The organism is Paenibacillus agilis, assembly GCF_007786455.1.
Lineage (GTDB): Bacteria > Bacillota > Bacilli > Paenibacillales > Paenibacillaceae > Paenibacillus_B > Paenibacillus_B agilis.
The window spans coordinates 2060748-2079292 of the sequence record NZ_VNJK01000001.1; the positions used below are offsets into that span (position 1 = coordinate 2060748).

The 18545-nt window shown below is 42.3% G+C and carries 13 protein-coding genes; 10 read left to right on the plus strand and 3 right to left on the minus strand.

Going from position 1 to position 18545, the window contains the following annotated elements; translation table 11 throughout:
- Nucleotides 1-73 precede the first annotated feature (73 nt).
- From FPZ44_RS09360 to FPZ44_RS09370, 3 genes are all read left to right on the plus strand, one after another.
- Nucleotides 74-5011: a DUF7507 domain-containing protein gene (locus FPZ44_RS09360; RefSeq protein ID WP_144989539.1), complete on the plus strand. Its 4938-nt coding sequence runs from the start codon at nucleotides 74-76 to the stop codon at nucleotides 5009-5011.
- Between the two features lie 112 nt (nucleotides 5012-5123).
- Entirely contained in the window at nucleotides 5124-5633 is a 510-nt protein-coding gene (locus FPZ44_RS09365; RefSeq protein ID WP_144989541.1) for a DUF6141 family protein, read from the plus strand.
- A 27-nt stretch (nucleotides 5634-5660) separates the two neighbouring features.
- The gene (locus FPZ44_RS09370; protein ID WP_261378376.1) at nucleotides 5661-6038 is read left to right on the plus strand and encodes an SDR family NAD(P)-dependent oxidoreductase; all 378 of its coding nucleotides are present in this window, start codon (nucleotides 5661-5663) and stop codon (nucleotides 6036-6038) included.
- 135 nt (nucleotides 6039-6173) lie between these two features.
- Here the strand turns inward: FPZ44_RS09370 and bla are convergent, their stop codons facing one another.
- Nucleotides 6174-6968: a subclass B1 metallo-beta-lactamase gene (bla, locus tag FPZ44_RS09375; protein ID WP_418789174.1), complete on the minus strand. Its 795-nt coding sequence runs from the start codon at nucleotides 6966-6968 to the stop codon at nucleotides 6174-6176.
- Between the two features lie 349 nt (nucleotides 6969-7317).
- A complete protein-coding gene (locus FPZ44_RS09380) occupies nucleotides 7318-7686 on the minus strand; it encodes a hypothetical protein (RefSeq protein ID WP_144989547.1) in 369 nt (122 codons plus the stop codon).
- 203 nt (nucleotides 7687-7889) lie between these two features.
- Between FPZ44_RS09380 and FPZ44_RS09385 the strand changes: the two genes are divergently transcribed.
- The 3 genes from FPZ44_RS09385 to FPZ44_RS09395 all read left to right on the plus strand — a co-directional run bounded on the left by FPZ44_RS09385 (nucleotide 7890) and on the right by FPZ44_RS09395 (nucleotide 10935).
- Complete coding sequence (locus FPZ44_RS09385) at nucleotides 7890-8426, plus strand: CAP domain-containing protein (protein ID WP_261378269.1); 537 nt, start codon at nucleotides 7890-7892, stop codon at nucleotides 8424-8426.
- 133 nt (nucleotides 8427-8559) lie between these two features.
- Nucleotides 8560-10215 (plus strand): multicopper oxidase family protein, encoded by a 1656-nt coding sequence (locus tag FPZ44_RS09390; protein WP_144989549.1) that lies wholly within the window; start codon nucleotides 8560-8562, stop codon nucleotides 10213-10215.
- A gap of 198 nt (nucleotides 10216-10413) precedes the next feature.
- The gene (locus FPZ44_RS09395) at nucleotides 10414-10935 is read left to right on the plus strand and encodes a PCYCGC motif-containing (lipo)protein (RefSeq protein ID WP_144989552.1); all 522 of its coding nucleotides are present in this window, start codon (nucleotides 10414-10416) and stop codon (nucleotides 10933-10935) included.
- Nucleotides 10936-11142: 207 nt separating this feature from the next.
- On the opposite strand, the gene FPZ44_RS09400 is transcribed toward FPZ44_RS09395, so the two are convergent.
- Nucleotides 11143-12627, minus strand: a complete 1485-nt coding sequence (locus tag FPZ44_RS09400) for an amidohydrolase family protein (RefSeq protein ID WP_144989554.1) — start codon at nucleotides 12625-12627, stop codon at nucleotides 11143-11145.
- Between the two features lie 350 nt (nucleotides 12628-12977).
- On the opposite strand from FPZ44_RS09400, the gene FPZ44_RS09405 reads away from it, so the two are divergent.
- From FPZ44_RS09405 to FPZ44_RS09420, 4 genes are all read left to right on the plus strand, one after another.
- Nucleotides 12978-13355, plus strand: coding sequence for a VOC family protein (locus tag FPZ44_RS09405; protein ID WP_144989556.1), 378 nt, complete (start codon nucleotides 12978-12980; stop codon nucleotides 13353-13355).
- Between the two features lie 361 nt (nucleotides 13356-13716).
- Nucleotides 13717-14391, plus strand: coding sequence for a response regulator transcription factor (locus tag FPZ44_RS09410; protein WP_144989558.1), 675 nt, complete (start codon nucleotides 13717-13719; stop codon nucleotides 14389-14391).
- The gene (locus tag FPZ44_RS09415) at nucleotides 14388-15755 is read left to right on the plus strand and encodes a sensor histidine kinase (RefSeq protein WP_144989560.1); all 1368 of its coding nucleotides are present in this window, start codon (nucleotides 14388-14390) and stop codon (nucleotides 15753-15755) included. Before FPZ44_RS09410 ends, FPZ44_RS09415 begins: the two co-directional genes overlap by 4 nt.
- A 220-nt stretch (nucleotides 15756-15975) precedes the next feature.
- Nucleotides 15976-18117 (plus strand): serine hydrolase domain-containing protein, encoded by a 2142-nt coding sequence (locus tag FPZ44_RS09420; RefSeq protein ID WP_144989562.1) that lies wholly within the window; start codon nucleotides 15976-15978, stop codon nucleotides 18115-18117.
- The last annotated feature ends 428 nt before the right edge of the window (nucleotides 18118-18545 follow it).

The following is an 18545-nucleotide window of genomic DNA, read 5'->3' on the forward strand; positions in this document are numbered from 1 at the left end:
CTTATCCAATGGGGAACCTGCCTATTCACATGCATACAATAGATAAAAGCACATACGAGGATGTGATAAACAAATGCCTTATACGCTTATTTATAACACCATCGATCGGGTTCAGCTATCGCTAACAGGCAATACGATTGGTTTAAATGGCAATCTGACGGTTGGACAGCAAGGGATACAAGGTACATTAGGAGCGCTTATTACGTTAAATTCTGCTTCTGTATTCGGCAACTTCCCGAACGGGACGACAGGGGATTTTACACAAGATTCATCGTCAGCTATCTTGCAAATACCTGCAGGGGCAGAAATTTTGCGGGCCCAATTAACATGGTCCGGCTATTTTGATGTCAATACCCGAGCGTTAGTTAAAAATCCAGTCACGTTCACTACACCCAGCGCAGGTACGGTTTCCATTGTGCCGCAAATTAGCAACTATAAAGTATTGAATGCAACCAGTCTCGCTTATTCCAACACAAGTGATGTGACTTCCTTAGTAAGCGGACCTGGAACTTTCTCTGTAGGTGCTATTCCAGTCACTTTGGTAAACAATGATTTGAATATTTATGGTGGTTGGACGCTGCAAGTTGCTTATTCCTTGCCAAATCTTCCTTTCCGAGCGGTTGCACTTTATTACAATCAGGATTTAATTGGTGGCGCCGTTTCGGCTACTCAGATGTTATCAGGCTTTTCAACCCCAATTCAAGGGACTGTAAGAGGAAGGCTCGTGGCAAGTGCGGGAGAAGGGGATGTCGCGATTGTAGGGGATCAGCTTCTATTTGGACCAAGTGATACGCAGTTAACGCCAGTATCAGGTCCTAACAACTTTGCGAATAACTTTTTTGCGTCACAAATTAACGGAAATGATGGGTTACTAGATCGTTCGGGAACGTTTGGCACGAGAAACAATATAAATGGAAGCCCAGGCACAAATGTGTCTGGAGCAAGGCAAGGGTGGGATATTACCAACGTCGATATTAGTGGATTTTTAACAAATGGACTTACGCAGGTGGTCACAAGAGCGACATCGACGGGCGATTTCTATTTAATTCCGGTTCTAGGGCTGCAAATTGACGCGAACTCTGCTGATTTGACCTTAACGAAAACTTCTTCACCGCTCGATACTTTCGTTGGACAGCCGCTTACTTACATCGTAACAATCGCCAACACTTCGGAAGTCACCGCAAGCAGAGTCGTCTTCCTCGATGCTCTTTCTTCTTTTGTTATTTTTCAAAGTGATACATTACGTGTAAATGGGACGGTTGTTAGCGGCGCGAATCCATCTAACGGCGTATCCCTTCCAGATATCGTTCCTGCAGGTACACTTACAGTCAGCTATGATGTAGTCGTTGTTGGCTTGCCTCCCCAAGGCATCCTGACGAATGTAGCTTCAGCGGATTTCGAATTTTCCTCATTACCAGGAGGACCTATCGTATCAGGCAGCAGCTCGACCAGTTATTCTACGAATGTATTTGTCCCTTCCTTTACCATTACGAAAACTGCGTCGACCTCGCAGGCCCGTGTTGGGGATATCATCACGTATCAAGTTGCGATTACAAATACAGGGACGATTGCAAGCAGTCAAGGAACGCTTACGGATCCTTTATTTCCGGCCGTCTCGTTTGTGCCAGACAGTGTTGCATTGAATGGAGAAACACTTGCAAATGCAAACCCTGCGGCAGGCATCAGCTTGCCTTCCATTCCAGTAGGTGCCACACTCACAATTACGTATCAAGTACAGGTTAACGTTGTGCCTGATCCTGCTCAAATTATAAATCAAGCAACAGCCAGCCTGGACTTTGTCACGTCAGGTGGGGTATCTGAATCATTGCTTCAAGTCTCAAACAACGTGGTTATTCCGGTGTTCACAACAGGAGTAAATGTAATCAAGTCAGCGGATCATGCTGCCGCTTTCGTCGGAGAAAGTATTGCTTACACGATTATCGTGGCAAATGCGGGAACGACGCAGGCAAACGATGTAACAGTTACGGATCCATTACCTGATGGCACTGAACTTGTAGTAGGAACGGTAAAGGTAAATGGTATTCCTTTTTCAGCGGCTGATCCGGATGACGGCATATTTATTGGAAATATTGCACCTCAATCCAGCCTGGAAATTAGTTTTCTTGTTCTAGTTAACGCCATTCCTCCTTCCCGTACACTTGTTAACACAGCGCAAGTCGTATTTACTCCTGTGAGCGATGTAGGTCCATTTCCGCCAACAACGATTAGTTCCAATACACTGTCTATTCCGGTCGTCGCAAATAGCGCAGCAGCGTCAAAATCAGCCAACAGATCGACGGTATTAGCCGGGGAGCAGATCACGTATACGTTGGTGCTTAGTAATACAGGAACGACGGTATTGAACAATATTCAAGTAATCGATCCTCTTTCTCCGGGTGTGGACTTTGTGCTCGATTCATTTACCATTAATGATACGACTTATCCTGATCTTCGTCCTGATTTCTCTGTGTCTTTACCGTCACTATTGCCGGGGGAATCGGTTACCGTGAATTATACCGTATTTGTAACAGGAGTTCCGATTACGGGAGAATTGAGCAACCAAGCCACGTTTACTTTTGACTTTGAAGCGCCGGACGGAAGAAGATCGCCAGGAGAAATTTCCACGGATACGGTTGTCATTACGGTTGCTCCAGATGCTGTAATTGTCCGTAAATCGGCGAATGCATCTGATGTGCTCATAGGTGAAGAAGTTACGTACGAGATTGTTGTAACGAATCAAGGTAACTTTACTGCACTTCAACCAGTTGTTACTGATTTTATCCCACCAGGTCTTGTATTTGTCGAAGGTACATTGCTAGTAAATGGGACTGAGCTGCCAGATGTGGATATTGGTGGAGGCGTTTCGATTCCAGATATCCCGCCGGGCGGACAAAGCACCATCTCTTTCCGCCTGTTTGCGAACGCGTTCCCAAATACGGGACGATATGAAAATACAGCGACGGTATCCTTTCAAGTTGAGGCACAGGGTGCTGTTGCAACGGTGCTGTCAAACTTGGTATCGCTACCTGTATTGCAAAATCAAACCTCGTTTACAAAAGCAGCAAGCCTATCATCCGTATTTATTGGCGACATGTACGCTTATCATATTGAATTTGCAAATCAAGGCACTAACACACTGAGCCAGATTACGATCACCGATTTAATTGATTTAGGTCTTGAGCTTGTTCCCGGGTCTGTTACCGTATCGGTGCCAGCTACTGTCACAACAACACCGAATTTCAGTATTCAAATTGATTCCCTACCAGCGGGAACAACCGCTGCGATTGATTTCACAGTTACGGCGAGTACGCTGCCACCTGATTTTACAGCGTATACGAATACAGCAAGTGCATCCTTTGTGTTTACACGAGCGGATGGTACGACTGTACCACTAACGGCTTTATCCGATACCGTTGTCGTTCCTGTGCAAAGTTTGACACCTGTACCAACTCCTGCACTTACTGTGACGAAAAGTGCGAATGTAGCAACAGCCATTATCGGGCAGACCGTAACGTTTTCCATTTCCATTACGAATACAAGTACGGTTCCGATTGCAAATATATCAGTAATAAACATTTTAAATGAGGGACTGAATTTTATACGTGGCAGCATCACGGTAAATGGTAACGCTCAGCCCGATTTGGACACAGCGTCCGTTCCAATCGGTACGCTGCTGCCGAATGAATCCGCCATTGTCACCGTTCAAGCTATCATACTGGCTATACCGCCTTCTGGGGAGGTCGTAAATCGAGCGGCTGTGCAAACGGACACTTTTATACAGCCAACGAATGCGGTTGTCATTCCTGTAACCAGCGCGAGTCTACTTGTTGATAAAACCGTTACGCCAAGTATGGCATTCGTGGGTCAACCTTTGAATTTTACGGTGAATGTCCGCAATGCAGGAACGGCAGTTGCAGAAAATGTGTTGTTCCGAGATCCTATTAGTTTAGGAATTCGAATCGATCCAGATAGTGTCCAGGTAAATGGCCAGTTAGTGCCGATTAATTCTAGTACGATAGAGGGGCTGCCTCTCGGGAATATCGGAGTTGGGCAAACGGTGACGATTACTTTCACCGCATTCGTTGACAGTATAACATCGAACGGAATCATCCTTAACCAGTCCTTTATAAGTACAGAGCAAGCAGCGGCAGGGAGCGCGCCAGTCCCGATAGAGATTCCTTCTAATATAGTTGCCATACCCAACATGGATCCTGATCTTCGAATTATCAAATCATCTGACGTCTCGCTTGGATTTATCGGATCCTTTATCGATTACGTGATTGATATTCAAAATATAGGCGGCTCAGAGTTAACCAATTTTATTGTTAGAGACCCTTTGCCTGCAGGTACACGCTTTGTAAGAGGCAGCCTAATGATAGATGGAGTACCCATTAGAGATCTGTTGGCACGTCCTAACCGTTCCTTGCAAGTGGGCACGATTCAGCCTAATCAATCGATTCGAATTGCTTTCCAGCTCGTCGTTGTGGCCATTCCCGTGCAGGGAGAATTCGCGAATCAAGCGATAGCTACTTACAATAAAGCATTGCCTGATGGGACTATCGTGTCGTTAAGCCAAACATCTAATACGCTCATTATTCCGTTTGTGGAGCTTAATGTACAAATGAGTAAGCGCGCTAGCCAATCTGTAGTAGTAACGTGTCATCCACTCATGTATCAAGTTGATATTATCAATAACAGTAATTTGACGCTGACGAATGCTGTATTTATAGATCGATTGCCTGTAGGCGTCATTTTTAAAAGTGATTCTTTCACAATAAATGGTGTACTGCAATCTAATGTTAATTTGGTAGGTGGAGTTCCTTTACAGGCGATTGCTCCGAGCCAATCTGTTCGAATCACTTATAAAGTGAAGGTAATTACGGACCAAGGTACGATCCAAAATGCTGCATTGTTGACCTTTTTAGCCCAATCAGCAGACGGCAATCAAGGGAGAGGTGAGCTAACGGCCAGTTCGACGGTAACCGTCAAGCAGGAGGAACACGAAGAGTAGCGAATATAAATGGATCTAATGGATTATCAATTGTGTATTTTGGATAGGTGCATACCGTAATGTATGCGCCTTTCTTCTGCACAATCAATTTAGAGAAGGGGGGAGGCGTGTAATGGGACAAGACAGTCAAGGGAGTCAAGTTTTGTATAAGGAAGTGCAGCGTTTTCCAAAGTGGACATTGATTTTTGTTATTGCACCAGCCCTTATCTTTTTTGGAATTGCTTTTGTACAACTTGGGCTAGGCAAGTCCGTAGGAAGTAGTTCCATGTCCAATAATGAACTGGTTGCAACTACGTTGATATTCGGATTATTAGTGCCATTAACTTATATCTTTATGAAGGCAAGCATTATAGTAACATCAGATGAAATCAAGTTAAGTCTACTTCCTCTTTATCGAAAGAGAATTCACTTTGAAGACATTAAAGAAGTTCAACTGGTAGGGATTAAAGCGATAGAACAATTCGGTGGATGGGGAATACGGGCGAATAAGCAGAAGAAAGGTTTTGTCGTCGCTGGGAATGAAGGAATCGAGCTTATTTTGTATCGAGGCAAGCCGATTGTCATTGCTACACAACGTGGTATTGATTTATTTAACATCATTAATAATCGTCTTATTAAATAAATACGGTATTCGCTGATAACTGTATTTATCAAACATACAGAAGAGTTTCAAGTAAGAAAGAAGATCATCAATATATCTTCTGGATCTGCGGTATACCCAGTACCTGACATGAGTGTCTATTGTTCAGCCAAAGCTGGACTCAATATGTTCACGCAATGTGTCGGACAAGAACAAGCAAATCGCACTTCACCTGTAGAAATAGTAGCTATCGATCCTGGTATGGTCGATACAGAGCTGCAAAAAAGCGCGCGCGAGCAAGATCCACTCACATTTGCCATGGCTGGACCGTTTAACGAAGCATATACTAGCGGACAACTAAAATCTACTGAATATGTGGCTAAGCAGATCAAGTTAATTATTGAAAAGGAATATGAAGCGGGCGTAATGCTCACATCTATTTCCTAATATCCATCGTAAGAGTAAGAACAGTAGATAGGGAAGTATTATGTGCCGGCTAGTCTTCATACATTAAAAAATGATTTGAGAAGGATTAGGGACTCAAGTCATTTTTTATATTAGGAAGGCTGCTTAGCTTCGCGTTTATTTCTGAGTATGTTGTCTGATTAGATCTAGTGTGTGGAAGAGCAGGCTTTTGTCGCCCCAATTTCCATGACCCGCTACAACCGTTTTTATAAAGGGATATTTTTTAAGTACTTTGTTAATAGAGTCATCCCATTGTTCTACATTTGCATCCAAAAGATTGCCTAGATCTTTTGCCTCTAGTGATTTGACGAAGCATCCGCCAAACAATAGTTTGTATTTGGGCAGCCAAACGGTAATGTTATCTTGCGAATGACCTTCTCCAGGATAAAAAGTCTCAATGACGGTACCGCCTATTTTCAATACTGGAGCTTCATCAAGTGTCGGATTCGGTGAAGGATATCCGTATTTCACAGCTAGTTCTGCTGTTAAACGAGTACTCCTTACATCTATGCCTTGATTCAGTAAAGCCCGAATGCCTGAGATGCTATCATCATGCGCATGAGTAACGATCGCCAGAACAACTTTTTGCTTCACATGTTTTTCGATCATCTGCAGCAGCTCTTCTGTCTTCTGATCATTTCCCCATGCTGTATCAATGAGGACGGCTCCTTTGGAAGTAGAGACAATTAACCCGTTGTGGTCATAAGTTGTGCCATTCCAGACATTGTAGGATGTATGTGCCCAAACGTTGTCATTCAATTTCGTTAATTGAATCGTTTTATCAGGGTTGGTAATCGAAGTGGAGGACGGTTCTTTCGACTTGGCTGTTGCTTGATAACTAAAAGATGTCACGATTACAAGTATTGCTACTAATAAACTAACCGTAACTTTTCCAACCGCTCGCATACTCATTTCCAAGGGGATCTCACCTTTCAGATAAAATAGAACGATATCCTTTTATACACGTTTCTGAAATCAAGGTTGCTGTATCTTTTTCGTATATTTCTGAAGTCATCAGGCTAGCTGAACGAAACTAAAATGATAGAGAGATAGCTATTAAAAGATACTCAAGGTTTAAATGTTTATCATTTCAAATTAACATTTATGTATATGATAATGTTTTCTTGTATAACCCCGTAGAATATTTAAAAACTTTATCACTTGATATTTTAAAATAGACAGAAAATTACGTACAAAAATGAAAACCCCGCAATGCGCGGGGAACTCAGGCAAGCCATTCCTATTATTCAGTAGCGTACACTTATGATTTTGTTATTAAATATGGAGTTACCGGTCTATCCATACTTGTTGCATTATAAATCGTTATGACCCATACCGTATTTGATAATGGATAACTTTCAACAGCATAGGCCTGGTGGAATTCCCCTATCGCCCAGCCTGCACTTACAGGCTTCCTACTCGTATTTCGAATCGACAATCTAATTTCAGCATAATCAGTGGCAGGAACGATAACATCATTAAAGATATGACGCTGGAACCCGCCTCCCAAGCTCTCCGTACTCCTTATAGTAGGAGACATATAGATCACTTTAATTTTCGGGACCTTCTTGTTTTTTTGAGCCGGAAGCAAAGGTTTTGATGATGGTCTCTTAATCTGTTTTTTTATCATCTAATCTCCTCCTTACACGTTATAAGTTAGATAATGAATCTATCAATCCTAGTGTTTGGATGAAAATCATAACAAGCTAATAACTAGGAAGAAGCCCATACTTTAAGGTAGGGAGCGGGTGAATGATTAAAGCCGACACCATACTATCCATACTTCATAGAAATATAAGGGTATGCTAATTACGATTGTGGGAGGCTGCAGCAGTGAAGAGACGTCATGCGATTTCTTCATGTAGGAGAGCAAGACCTTATCCGTTATGGAAACGAAAAGCTCTATATGCAAAGGGGTTAATTATTAAGAATAGAGTCCGTGTAAAGCAGATGTATGCGGATGAAGTATTTCGTCTAGTCAATCAAGAGCGAACAAGTAGAGTACTTAATCCTTTAATGATGTTAGAATATAGGGTTTCGGATATGGTATATACGGATTACTTGGGACATATTGCAACGATCAAGGCGGCAGATATGCGTGATAATAACTATTTTTCACATGACTCGCCAACCTATGGGACACCAGGTGAAATGTTAACTAGTTTCGGAGTAAATTGGCGCGAGTATGGTGAAAATATTGCAGCTGGTTATCCAACACCGCTGGATGTAATGGCTGCTTGGATGGCGAGTGAAGGGCATCGCAAAAATATTTTAAATCCGAATTTCACCTTTTTAGGTGTAGGTTATGTACCAGGGAATGCTAGCAGCAGCTATGCGCATTATTGGGTGCAATTATTTGTACGGCTGTAGATGAAGGGTGAAAAGAAGTTGCAACGTATATAGAGGCAGTCGATTAGGCTAGCCTTTTTTTTCTGTTCTCCATCGTTTCCACACAATTGTAGTTTACATTAGAAACCATACCAACAAACATGGAGGTACGAAGATGAAAAACAAGCTAAAACTACTTCTTGCTATCGGCGCAATTGGCATCGTGCTGACAGGTTGTTTTGATAACAACAAACATGAAGGAATGGATCATTCTAACATGAATAAAAATGAGCAAAAAGAGGCGCTAACTAATACTACTAAGCCAAAACAAGAGCCTAATACAGCAATGCTCACGAAACAGACGCCGGTGGTAAATGGTAAAGAATACACGATTACGGCGCAAGCAAGCAACTTGAAAGTATCTAATGATAAAACATTGCCGGTATGGACGTTTAACAACTCTGTACCTGGGCCAGAAATTCGAGTCAAAGTTGGTGACACCGTTAAAATCAACTTGAAAAATGAATTAGAAGAACCCGTTTCTATTCATTGGCATGGCTATCCTGTCCCGAATGCTATGGATGGAATTCCAGGAGTCACGCAGGATGCGGTTGTTGCCGGAAAAACATTTACGTATGAGTTTAAAGCCACCGTGCCTGGGACCTACTGGTATCATTCTCATCAAGACAGCGTAAATCAACTCGATAAAGGGCTATATGGTACGTTTATTGTTGAGGATCCGAATGAAAGTTATGATCGTGACTACACTTTAGTACTAGATGAATGGATGAGCTCCGGAAGCATGGATATGGGAAAAGAGGCAGAAGGCGAATCTTCCAATCATGATATGGGAAATATGGAGGGCATGGATCATAGCCAAATGGGTCATAGTCAATCGGACTCCAACGAGATGGAAGGTATGGATCACAGCAAAATGAACATGGGCGACATGGGCGGCCACGATATGAGCATGTACGATCTATTTACAATCAATGGTAAGTCAGGAGATGCTATTAATAAGCTAGTTGTCAAAGAAGGCGATAAAGTGCGAATTCGCCTTATTAATGCCGGATATATCACACACACGATGCATCTTCATGGTCATGAATTCAAAATCATTGCGTCAGATGGACAACCCGTTAACAGTCCAGCTGTCATTACGGACCAAGGGATTTCCATCGCTCCAGGTGAGCGGTACGACATTGAATTTACGGCAAACAATCCTGGGAATTGGCTGCTTGAAGAGCATGGCAAGGATGAAAGAGTGAAAAATATGCGCACGGTCATTGCGTATGAAGGCGTTACAGCTCAGACGGATGCTTCCAATGCCAAAGAACAGCTGCCTGCATTTGATCTCACGAACTATGGCAAGCAAGCGCAAACTAAGTTTTCTTTGAATCAGAAGTTTGATCAAGATGTCCTCATGAATCTCAATACCGAGATGAAAGACGGGAAAATGGTTTACACGATTAATGGTAAAGTATTCCCTGATACGGATCGAATCAAAGTCGACAAAGGGGAAAAGGTCAAAGTTACGTTTGTGAACAAATCCATGAAGGATGACCATCCGATGCATTTGCACGGCCACTTCTTCCAAGTATTAAGTAGGAATGGCAATCCGCTTGAAGGATCACCTGTTATTAAAGATACGCTTAATGTGAAGCCAGGAGAGGAATATGTAATTGCATTTGAGGCTGACAATCCAGGAGATTGGATGTTCCATTGTCATGATCTGCATCATGCTGCTGATGGAATGGTTACGGATGTTATGTACAATGGGTATAAGAGCAATTACATCCCCGACCCGAGTGTTGGCAATAAGCCAGAGTAATAATTTGACGTATTCGAACTCCTGCAGCATGATCAATTATGCAGGAGTTTCGTTATGTACGCTCGTGATATAATTCAATGATTAAATCTAGTAACTGAGTTGGAAGCTATTGATCCGATGAGAGAATGGAAGTAGAAAGTTTCAATTTGGTTAATTTTTCATGGTATAATATATAATATTTGATAAGGGAGTGTCTGCATGAATAAAATAGCAAAATTCGCTGGCGTATTCGCCCTTGGTCTTAGTCTCCTATTAGCAGGCTGCAGCAGTAGTTCAAGCAATACTAGCAGCTCTGGCAGCTCGAATGCTAGTCATAAAGAAGGTCATCAGGAGCATGCACCAAATGGTGACCTGCAGGAAACAACGGCTTCCTTAGCAAAGCTGCCAGCCTTTTTGGACGAGCAGCCTGAGCTTGTTCGTACGGCATATATGACGGCTGCTAAGGTAACAGAACAATTGGAATACATACCATGCTATTGTGGTTGTGGTGATAGCGCTGGGCACAACAGCAACTTAAACTGCTTCATTAAGGAAGTGAACGAGGAATCCGTTGTATGGGATGATCACGGCACTCGTTGTGGCGTGTGTATAGAAACGGCAATGATTACGGCCAAAATGCACGAAGATGGTGCCTCTCTATCTGATATTCGTGCCGAGATTGATAAGAAATACAAAGAAGGCTATGCGCCTCCGACACCAACACCAATGCCAAGTGTGTAGTACACTGGCACGAGAGTAGAGGAGATAGCCTCTATCTTCCTAGATATAGAACTCCTGATGGTTCATAACCGTCAGGAGTTTTTGTTTAATATAGAACGAAATATTACCCAGATAAATGAACATTAAAGCTTATGATAAAGTTTTTGATTAGAAATCGGGTTTTAATAACAAAACTTTATCATTTTATAGATGAATTATGGACTGATTTTATCGAGGTAAAGCCGTATTCTTCCGCGCGAACTCCTTGATGATAGGATACGTTTTCACCATCTTCTTGATCTCTGTTTGGTCGATCAAATGTCCATTCATCACAACAGCATGAATGCGAGTTGTGTTTCGAATATCATCCAATGGATTGGCATCTAACAAAACGAGATCTGCTAGTTTTCCTTCCTCAACCGTACCTTGTTTATCCTCATTTTCTAAAAATCGAGCTGGATTGATTGTTGCAGATTGAAGAGCTTGCAAAGGACTTAGTCCTGCTTCCACAAGCAGCTGTAATTCTTCGTGTAGGCTAAAGCCATAGTATAAGTTCGGCATCATGTACGTGGTATCTGAACCAGCCATAATAGGAACGCCAGCCTGATTCATTTTACGGATCAAATCCGAATTGATCTTCATCATTTTGTTTACAGTCATCACTTCTCTGTTATTACTTTGGGATCGCTTTATTGCTGCAAGCCACTGCTTCTGTATAGAGGGTGCAACATACTTTATTCGTTGATCAGGACTAGGCTTAACTGTGCTTACCATCGTAACTAGCGTTGGAACTTGGAAAGTGTCGTTTTGTTTGAAAATTTCATAAAGCTTTTGTGACTCACCAGCATTATATTGCTCCGCTGCTTTAATTTCATAATCATAGTAGAGCAAATGATCTTTATTGAGTGCTCCCGCTACTACTTCCTTAAGATAACGGTTAAAGATGCCTGACTTTTGCGATGCTGTAGCAATGTGCATGCCATGTAAATGCTCAAAACTTCTCATGCCATCGTTAGAAGCTTGGTCCGCTCGTATCGTTAAAGGCAAATGGCCGCTTACAGGCAGATTCAGTTTTTTTGCCTCGTCCATAACAGCAGCATACAAGTTCTCAGGCATATAAGAGTACATTTTAACGTGGTCCACTTTGTGCTGCTTCAATAATTGTACAGCTTTACGAGCTTCTCCTTCTGTTTTTAAATTAAAATGATGTGGAGGCACTTGATCATTCGGAAATTTATTGATGACCTTTCCTGAATACGCAATGCGTGGCATTAATGTACCTTTATTGTGCATATTTTGCGTCAATTTCACATGAGTCAGACTAGAACCCATTTCTCTGGCGCCTGTTACACCGTTTGCTAATAAAAGAGGAACCGCACTATCCATGAATTGTTCCATATGAACGTGCATATCCCACAATCCAGGAATCACATATTTACCGGATGCTTTAATAACATGAGCATCGTCAGGAACATCGATATTTGCTGTATTATCAATACGTGTGATTTCGTTGCCTGTAATGACAATGGATTGTTTCGGTGTAAGTTTACCTGTCTTTACATCCACAATCGTAACGTCTTGAACAATAAGGTTGTGTTGTCCCTTTGGACTAGGGGGACTAAGTAAGGAGTAGGTCGTTTGCGCCAGCACCCCGGATATCATGATGACGATTAACATCACGATACTGTTTTTGAATACATAGTTTTTATACAAAATGATACACCCTTTCTGATTGTTGATATGGCTGTAGGCCAATCAGCCGCTTCGTGGTTACAGGGTGAATATACAACGATGTTTGTCAAATGACACAGTGACGAGATGTCATTTGATTCGTATTACACGTCATTTGTGACGCAGTATTATAGGGTCGATCGTAAATGGAGTTATTGATTATTTGAGGTGAATGAAGTAGCATCCAATATCAGTCATTCATTCGTGCTTGTCTGCAATCTTGAATTTTGATTATACTAAAATAGCATGATTATGCTTGATAGGATCTATGGCTTACGGCTTGTGACTTATGGGCATAATAGCTGTTATTCGATTTCTAGGGAGTGTGCAAAATGATCAATCAAATTGGACAAATTATGCTGTATGTGGATGATCAAGATCAAGCGGTAAAGTTTTGGACGGAGAAGGCAGGATTTATCGTCGTTTCAGAAGAGAGCCAAGGCCCAATGCGTTGGATTGAAGTTGCACCGGCAAATGGAGCGCAAACGAGCTTCGTTCTTCACAATAAGAAAATGGTTGCTGAAATGCAGCCTGGCATGAATTTAGGTACTCCTTCCATCATGTTATTTACCGATGATTTCGATGGATTGTACAATAGCTTTAAAGAAAAAGGTGTTACAGTTGGTGATGTTGTGAGCCTGCCTGGAGGCCGTGTATTCAACTTTGCTGACGACGAGAACAGCTATTTCGCAGTAATGGAAAAGAAGTAATGTGAAGTTCATTGGATGGGAACGTCATCACTTTGTGTGGTGGCGTTTTTTGATGTTACTAGGTGTGGTAAGCTATATCTAAAAGATGAATATATGAGAAATTAATAATAAAGTGGTTTGTCTTATTTTAATTAAGTTAGGAGATCAGATTTCAGAGATGTGGACGTTTCGGAAGATATAATAGAAAGAGAGAAGTTTATACAACGAATGAAATATAAGATGTCTAAACATCCAGATAAATTCCGGTATAAGTTTTTGTTTTAGTTTGATATATATACATATTTCTAATTAGGCTATCAGAGTAAAATATTTAGTATACGGGCCATTTAATATAGGACGGAAAACAGGGAGAGTGGGACGAATGACTACGATACTAGTTGCTGACGATGATGCGAACATTCGTGAACTGGTCTGTTTGTTTTTACGCAATGACGGGTTCGAAATAGCCGAAGCCGTAGATGGAAAGGAAGCATTAGCTATTTATGCCTCAAGGCAAATTGATCTTGTCATACTTGATATTATGATGCCAATCATGGATGGCTGGGCGTTATGCAAGGAGCTGCGAAAAGCCAATCTAGATTTGCCGTTACTTATGCTTACTGCAAGGGGCGAAACATGGGAGAAAGTGAAGGGGTTTGAACTTGGAACGGATGATTATTTGACGAAACCATTCGACCCGCTGGAGATGCTGGCACGTGTTAAGGCACTGCTTAAGCGATATAAAGTTGGCTCTACTCAGATGATCCGATTTGGCAGTGTCACACTTGATCGGCAGAGCTATAAAGTACTGCTGGGGGAAGATTCTCTCACGCTGCCGCTTAAAGAGTTCGAACTGCTTTATAAGCTAGCCGGTACGCCCGGACAAGTCTATACGCGCGAGCAGTTGATTGAGCAAATTTGGGGTATCGATTACGCTGGAGATGATCGAACGATCGATGTACATATTAAGCGCCTGCGTGAAAGGTTTGCAGCTACGCCTGATTTTCGTATCGAGACGGTCCGTGGGCTTGGCTATCGATTTGAGGTGAATGAATGATTCGCTCCCTATACACACGTGTTGTTCTGACATTTCTAGTCTCGGTAATAGGGGGAACCGTCATTGCTTTTTTAGTGGCAACTTGGGCTTTTGAAGATGAGTTGAACAACAATTTACAAGTAACTTTGCATGACTTTGGACAAGATATCGTCCGAATCTTTGAGACATTTCCGTTACATGATGCGGACTCATTCGTAAGTGAGATGAAGCAGCTTAACTCCTATTATGTACGAATGTATGATGAATCAGGCCAGCTCCAGATATATGGCGCGATTAATGGACACGAGCCTCTTCATGTAACCGATGAACAAGTGAAGAAAGTATTAGCTGGAGAAGTAGTTCAATTTCAGACAAATGGAATTAATCCGATCCTTTTAGGACTGCCGTTAAAAACGGAAGTGGGTAAGAAAGCCATGTTTCTGGAGCGTCGCACGCCTTCTTCCTCTTCATTTCTTAGCATGTGGACGTATCAATTTATGATATATTCGTTGAGCGCAGGAAGTCTGTTGATTCTGGTGGCCGCCATGTTCGTGGTCAGACCGATAAAGAAACTGACGCAAGCGACCAAGCGTATCGCAGGTGGAGATTTCAACGTCAAATTGAATATTAAGCAAAAGGGAGAACTAGGAACACTGGCTCGCAGCTTCGAAGAAATGATGTACAATTTGCAGCAGCTTGAACAGATGCGCAGGGAATTTGTAACGAACGTGTCGCACGAAGTTCAGTCACCGCTTACTTCGATATCCGGCTATGCGCTAGCGCTCAAGCAAGTAGACGTCGCAGATCATGAGCGAAGCCGTTATCTCGATATTATTATCGCGGAAGCAGCTCGGATGTCCAAGATGAGCGATAGTCTGCTCAAGCTGAGTTTGCTTGAATCGCAGTCACAGCCACTACAGCTGGCCACATGTAGCCTTGATGAACAGATTAGGCGAGCCATCATCGCCATTCAGCCCCAATGGTCAGCTCGGAGTATCCGTTTCGAGCTTCATTTGAAAGCCGTTCGCTTAGCAGCTGATCATGATCTTTTAAACCAAGTATGGACTAATATTATCGGTAATAGTATTAAGTTTTCCGAGGATGGCGGTGTTATCAGCATTAGCATCAAACAAGATAGTAAGCATGTGATCATCCAAATATCCGACACGGGGATTGGTATTCCCTTAGAGGACCAAAAGCGCATCTTTGAGCGGTTTTTTAAAGCGGACCGTTCCCATAGTCGCAAGTATGACGGCAGCGGCTTAGGACTCGCCATCGTTAAACAGATTGTATTGCTCCATCAAGGCGACATCCAAGTGGAAAGCGATCCTGGCCAAGGAACGACCACCATTGTAACTTTGCCAATAACTACACCCGTAGATTGATTCATAAAATGTCATTCAAATTGTCTAAACGCGATACACGTATTCTCGATGCTACAGCATGATGTGCAAGCTTCCTTGCATATGACGCCGTAGCATTTTTTTTGCCAGTTCATACTCCGTTCATATGGCGGTCATAGAGAGTACATCTTCATCGTATAAGCTGTCCTTAGCGACACGTAGAGTCAGACCTACATACAAATCAGGATAGGAGAAGATACGAATGAAACGAAGAGAAGTCGTGAAAATGAAGTTGGTGACAAGAGCAAGTAGAATACGAGCTTCGATCGTCGCGTTAACCCTCGTACTAACGATGGTCGCTCCAATGCCTGCAATGGCCGCGATGCCCGAAAAAGCGATTACAAACAGCAATCCTCTTCTTTTTGATTCAACTAAGAAAATAGCTGCGCAGAAAGCGAAGCTGCTAACAGAAAAGTACGGCAATACAAGTGTGCAATATGCACTCATCGATCATGGCGAGATCGTTGTTTCAGGGCATACAGGCAAAAACGATATAAAGGGAGAGATACCACTCACTTCAAATACGATGTACGGCATAGGTTCAACGAGCAAAATGGTGCTGGCTGCAGCCGTTATGAAGCTTGTTGATCAAGGCAAGGTGAATTTAGATACGCCCGTTGTTAACTATGTACCAGACTTTAAAATGAAAGACTATCGATATACGCAGATTACACCGCGCATGCTGCTGAATCATTCTTCAGGTCTTCATGGATATATAGGCCCAAATGCAACCTTGTATGATGATAACGATACGTATGCACACGATACATTGCTAGAAGAATTGGAAGCGCAGGACTTAAAGGCTGAGCCAGGTGCATTCTCGGTATACAATAACGTTGGTTTTTCATTAGCTGAAATATTGGTTGAGAGAGTTAGCGGCATGAGCTTTACAGCCTTTATACACAAGTATTTTACAGAGCCGCTAGAGATGAACCATACGAAAACACCGCAGGATCATCTGGACCCAGCAGCATTGGCAGGGGTATATCACCCTAATTATAAGGGACAACTTCCAACCGAAAATTATAATGTTATTGCGTCTGGCGGTATTTACTCTACAGCTGAAGATATCGCTAAATTCTCTCGTATTTTCACGGGAGATATCGATGATATTCTTTCTAGTCAATCGATAACCGCTATGGAACAACCGGAGTATAAGAAGGGAATGTGGTCACCAGACGCCGATTCTTCTCTATCATACGGGTTAGGCTGGGATAGTGTGAACTTGTTCCCATTCAACCAATATGGTATCAAGGCGCTTGTGAAAGGTGGAGATACGGCAGCCTATCATTCATCATTAGTCGTGCTTCCGGAATACAATATGGCAGCAGCTGTGCTTTCTTCAGGTGGCGTCAGCGCAATCGATCAGCTGTTGGCAAAGGAACTACTGCTTAGCGCACTACAAGAGAAAGGTGTTATCAAGGAACAGAAGCCGGAGAAGTCGCATGGCGTGCCCATAAAGGTCGATATGCCACAGGAATTATCCCAGCATACGGGCATTTATGGCGGTGCTTCAGGCTCGTTACTGAAGGTGGAAATTAATCCTGGGGGCGGCGAATTGACTGTATCTACGATTACCGCTCAGAACACTCCTGTCCGAAAGTATACGTACACGGCAGATGGTTCTTTTGTAAACGAGAAGGGTACGGAAAAGTATAAGTTCGTTGTTAAGAAAAATAAACGTACTTACTTGTGGTCTCGCTCTTATTTATCTATACCGGGGCTTGGTCAGTTAGCGTCCTCAGAGTATATCGCAGAGAAGCTAGAAGCGAATGAATTATCCGAAGATGTATTGGCCGCATGGAAACATCGTGAGAATAAAAAATACTACTTATTAAGTGAGAAATACTCATCGATGTTTTATTTCAACGGTGGGGCGGTTCAACAATTTCAGATGAGTAAAGATGCACCGGGCTATGTGTTAAATAATAAGATCTTGGATGCCAACAAAGCAGCTAACAAATTGCAACTCCCTACGATGGCTGGTCGAGATTCTATGGAAATCAACTTCTTTAAGAAGAATGGAGTAGAGTATTTTACGCTAGCAGGCCATTTATATGGCAGTGAAGAGCTTGTAAAGCCGCTCTATTCGGGTGCACAATCTTCGACAACGATCCAAGCGAATGGCCATGCTAAATGGTTCTCAGTGCCTGCAGCTGCTGAAGGGAAGGTTATGTCCGTTAAGATGCCAGCTAATGCTTCCTTTGCTGTATATGATCAAGCAGGCATTTGTATAAATTACACGGAAGTGAGCGGTAAGAATGAGGTCTTACTACCGGAGAATGGCCGTATCTTATTTGCAGGTGAGGCTGGTTCCAAGTTTGTTATTACATTAAAAAAGTAAATATTTATTTTAGACTAACAAGTTCTTGTCCTGAGTTGAGGGCAAGAACTTGTATTTGTATACATAATCAATTAGGTAAATAAGAACCAATACGCTATGAGTAGCTTTTTTTGCGATATTATCATTTATTCAACTGTTATATTTCCCAATGAGGTTTTCATTTGCACGGATTAGGTGCCATTTCCCTTTTGACCCTCTGTTTTTTTGATTCGAAAATGTATGATTATCTAGTGGAACAGCAATAGATCGCCTCCCGTTGCTAGTTTGAAGATACCGGCTAGCATCTGAATCCGTGCTTTGAAATTTGATTGTTTATAAACAAGATTCCGGATTTAGGGTACCTAACCGAATTTACAAGTTTTAGTAGCATTGGACTATGGTAATTATTTGAATATAGGGATACTATTATTTTGTGATACGATATTTTC

Coding starts and splice junctions, on each gene's coding strand:
- FPZ44_RS09360 (WP_144989539.1), top strand. CDS start 74: ATGCCTTATACGCTTATTTATAACACCATCGATCGGGTTCAGCTATCG.
- FPZ44_RS09365 (WP_144989541.1), top strand. CDS start 5,124: ATGGGACAAGACAGTCAAGGGAGTCAAGTTTTGTATAAGGAAGTGCAG.
- bla (WP_418789174.1), bottom strand. CDS start 6,968: ATGAGTATGCGAGCGGTTGGAAAAGTTACGGTTAGTTTATTAGTAGCA.
- FPZ44_RS09380 (WP_144989547.1), bottom strand. CDS start 7,686: ATGATAAAAAAACAGATTAAGAGACCATCATCAAAACCTTTGCTTCCG.
- FPZ44_RS09390 (WP_144989549.1), top strand. CDS start 8,560: ATGAAAAACAAGCTAAAACTACTTCTTGCTATCGGCGCAATTGGCATC.
- FPZ44_RS09395 (WP_144989552.1), top strand. CDS start 10,414: ATGAATAAAATAGCAAAATTCGCTGGCGTATTCGCCCTTGGTCTTAGT.
- FPZ44_RS09405 (WP_144989556.1), top strand. CDS start 12,978: ATGATCAATCAAATTGGACAAATTATGCTGTATGTGGATGATCAAGAT.
- FPZ44_RS09410 (WP_144989558.1), top strand. CDS start 13,717: ATGACTACGATACTAGTTGCTGACGATGATGCGAACATTCGTGAACTG.
- FPZ44_RS09415 (WP_144989560.1), top strand. CDS start 14,388: ATGATTCGCTCCCTATACACACGTGTTGTTCTGACATTTCTAGTCTCG.
- FPZ44_RS09420 (WP_144989562.1), top strand. CDS start 15,976: ATGAAACGAAGAGAAGTCGTGAAAATGAAGTTGGTGACAAGAGCAAGT.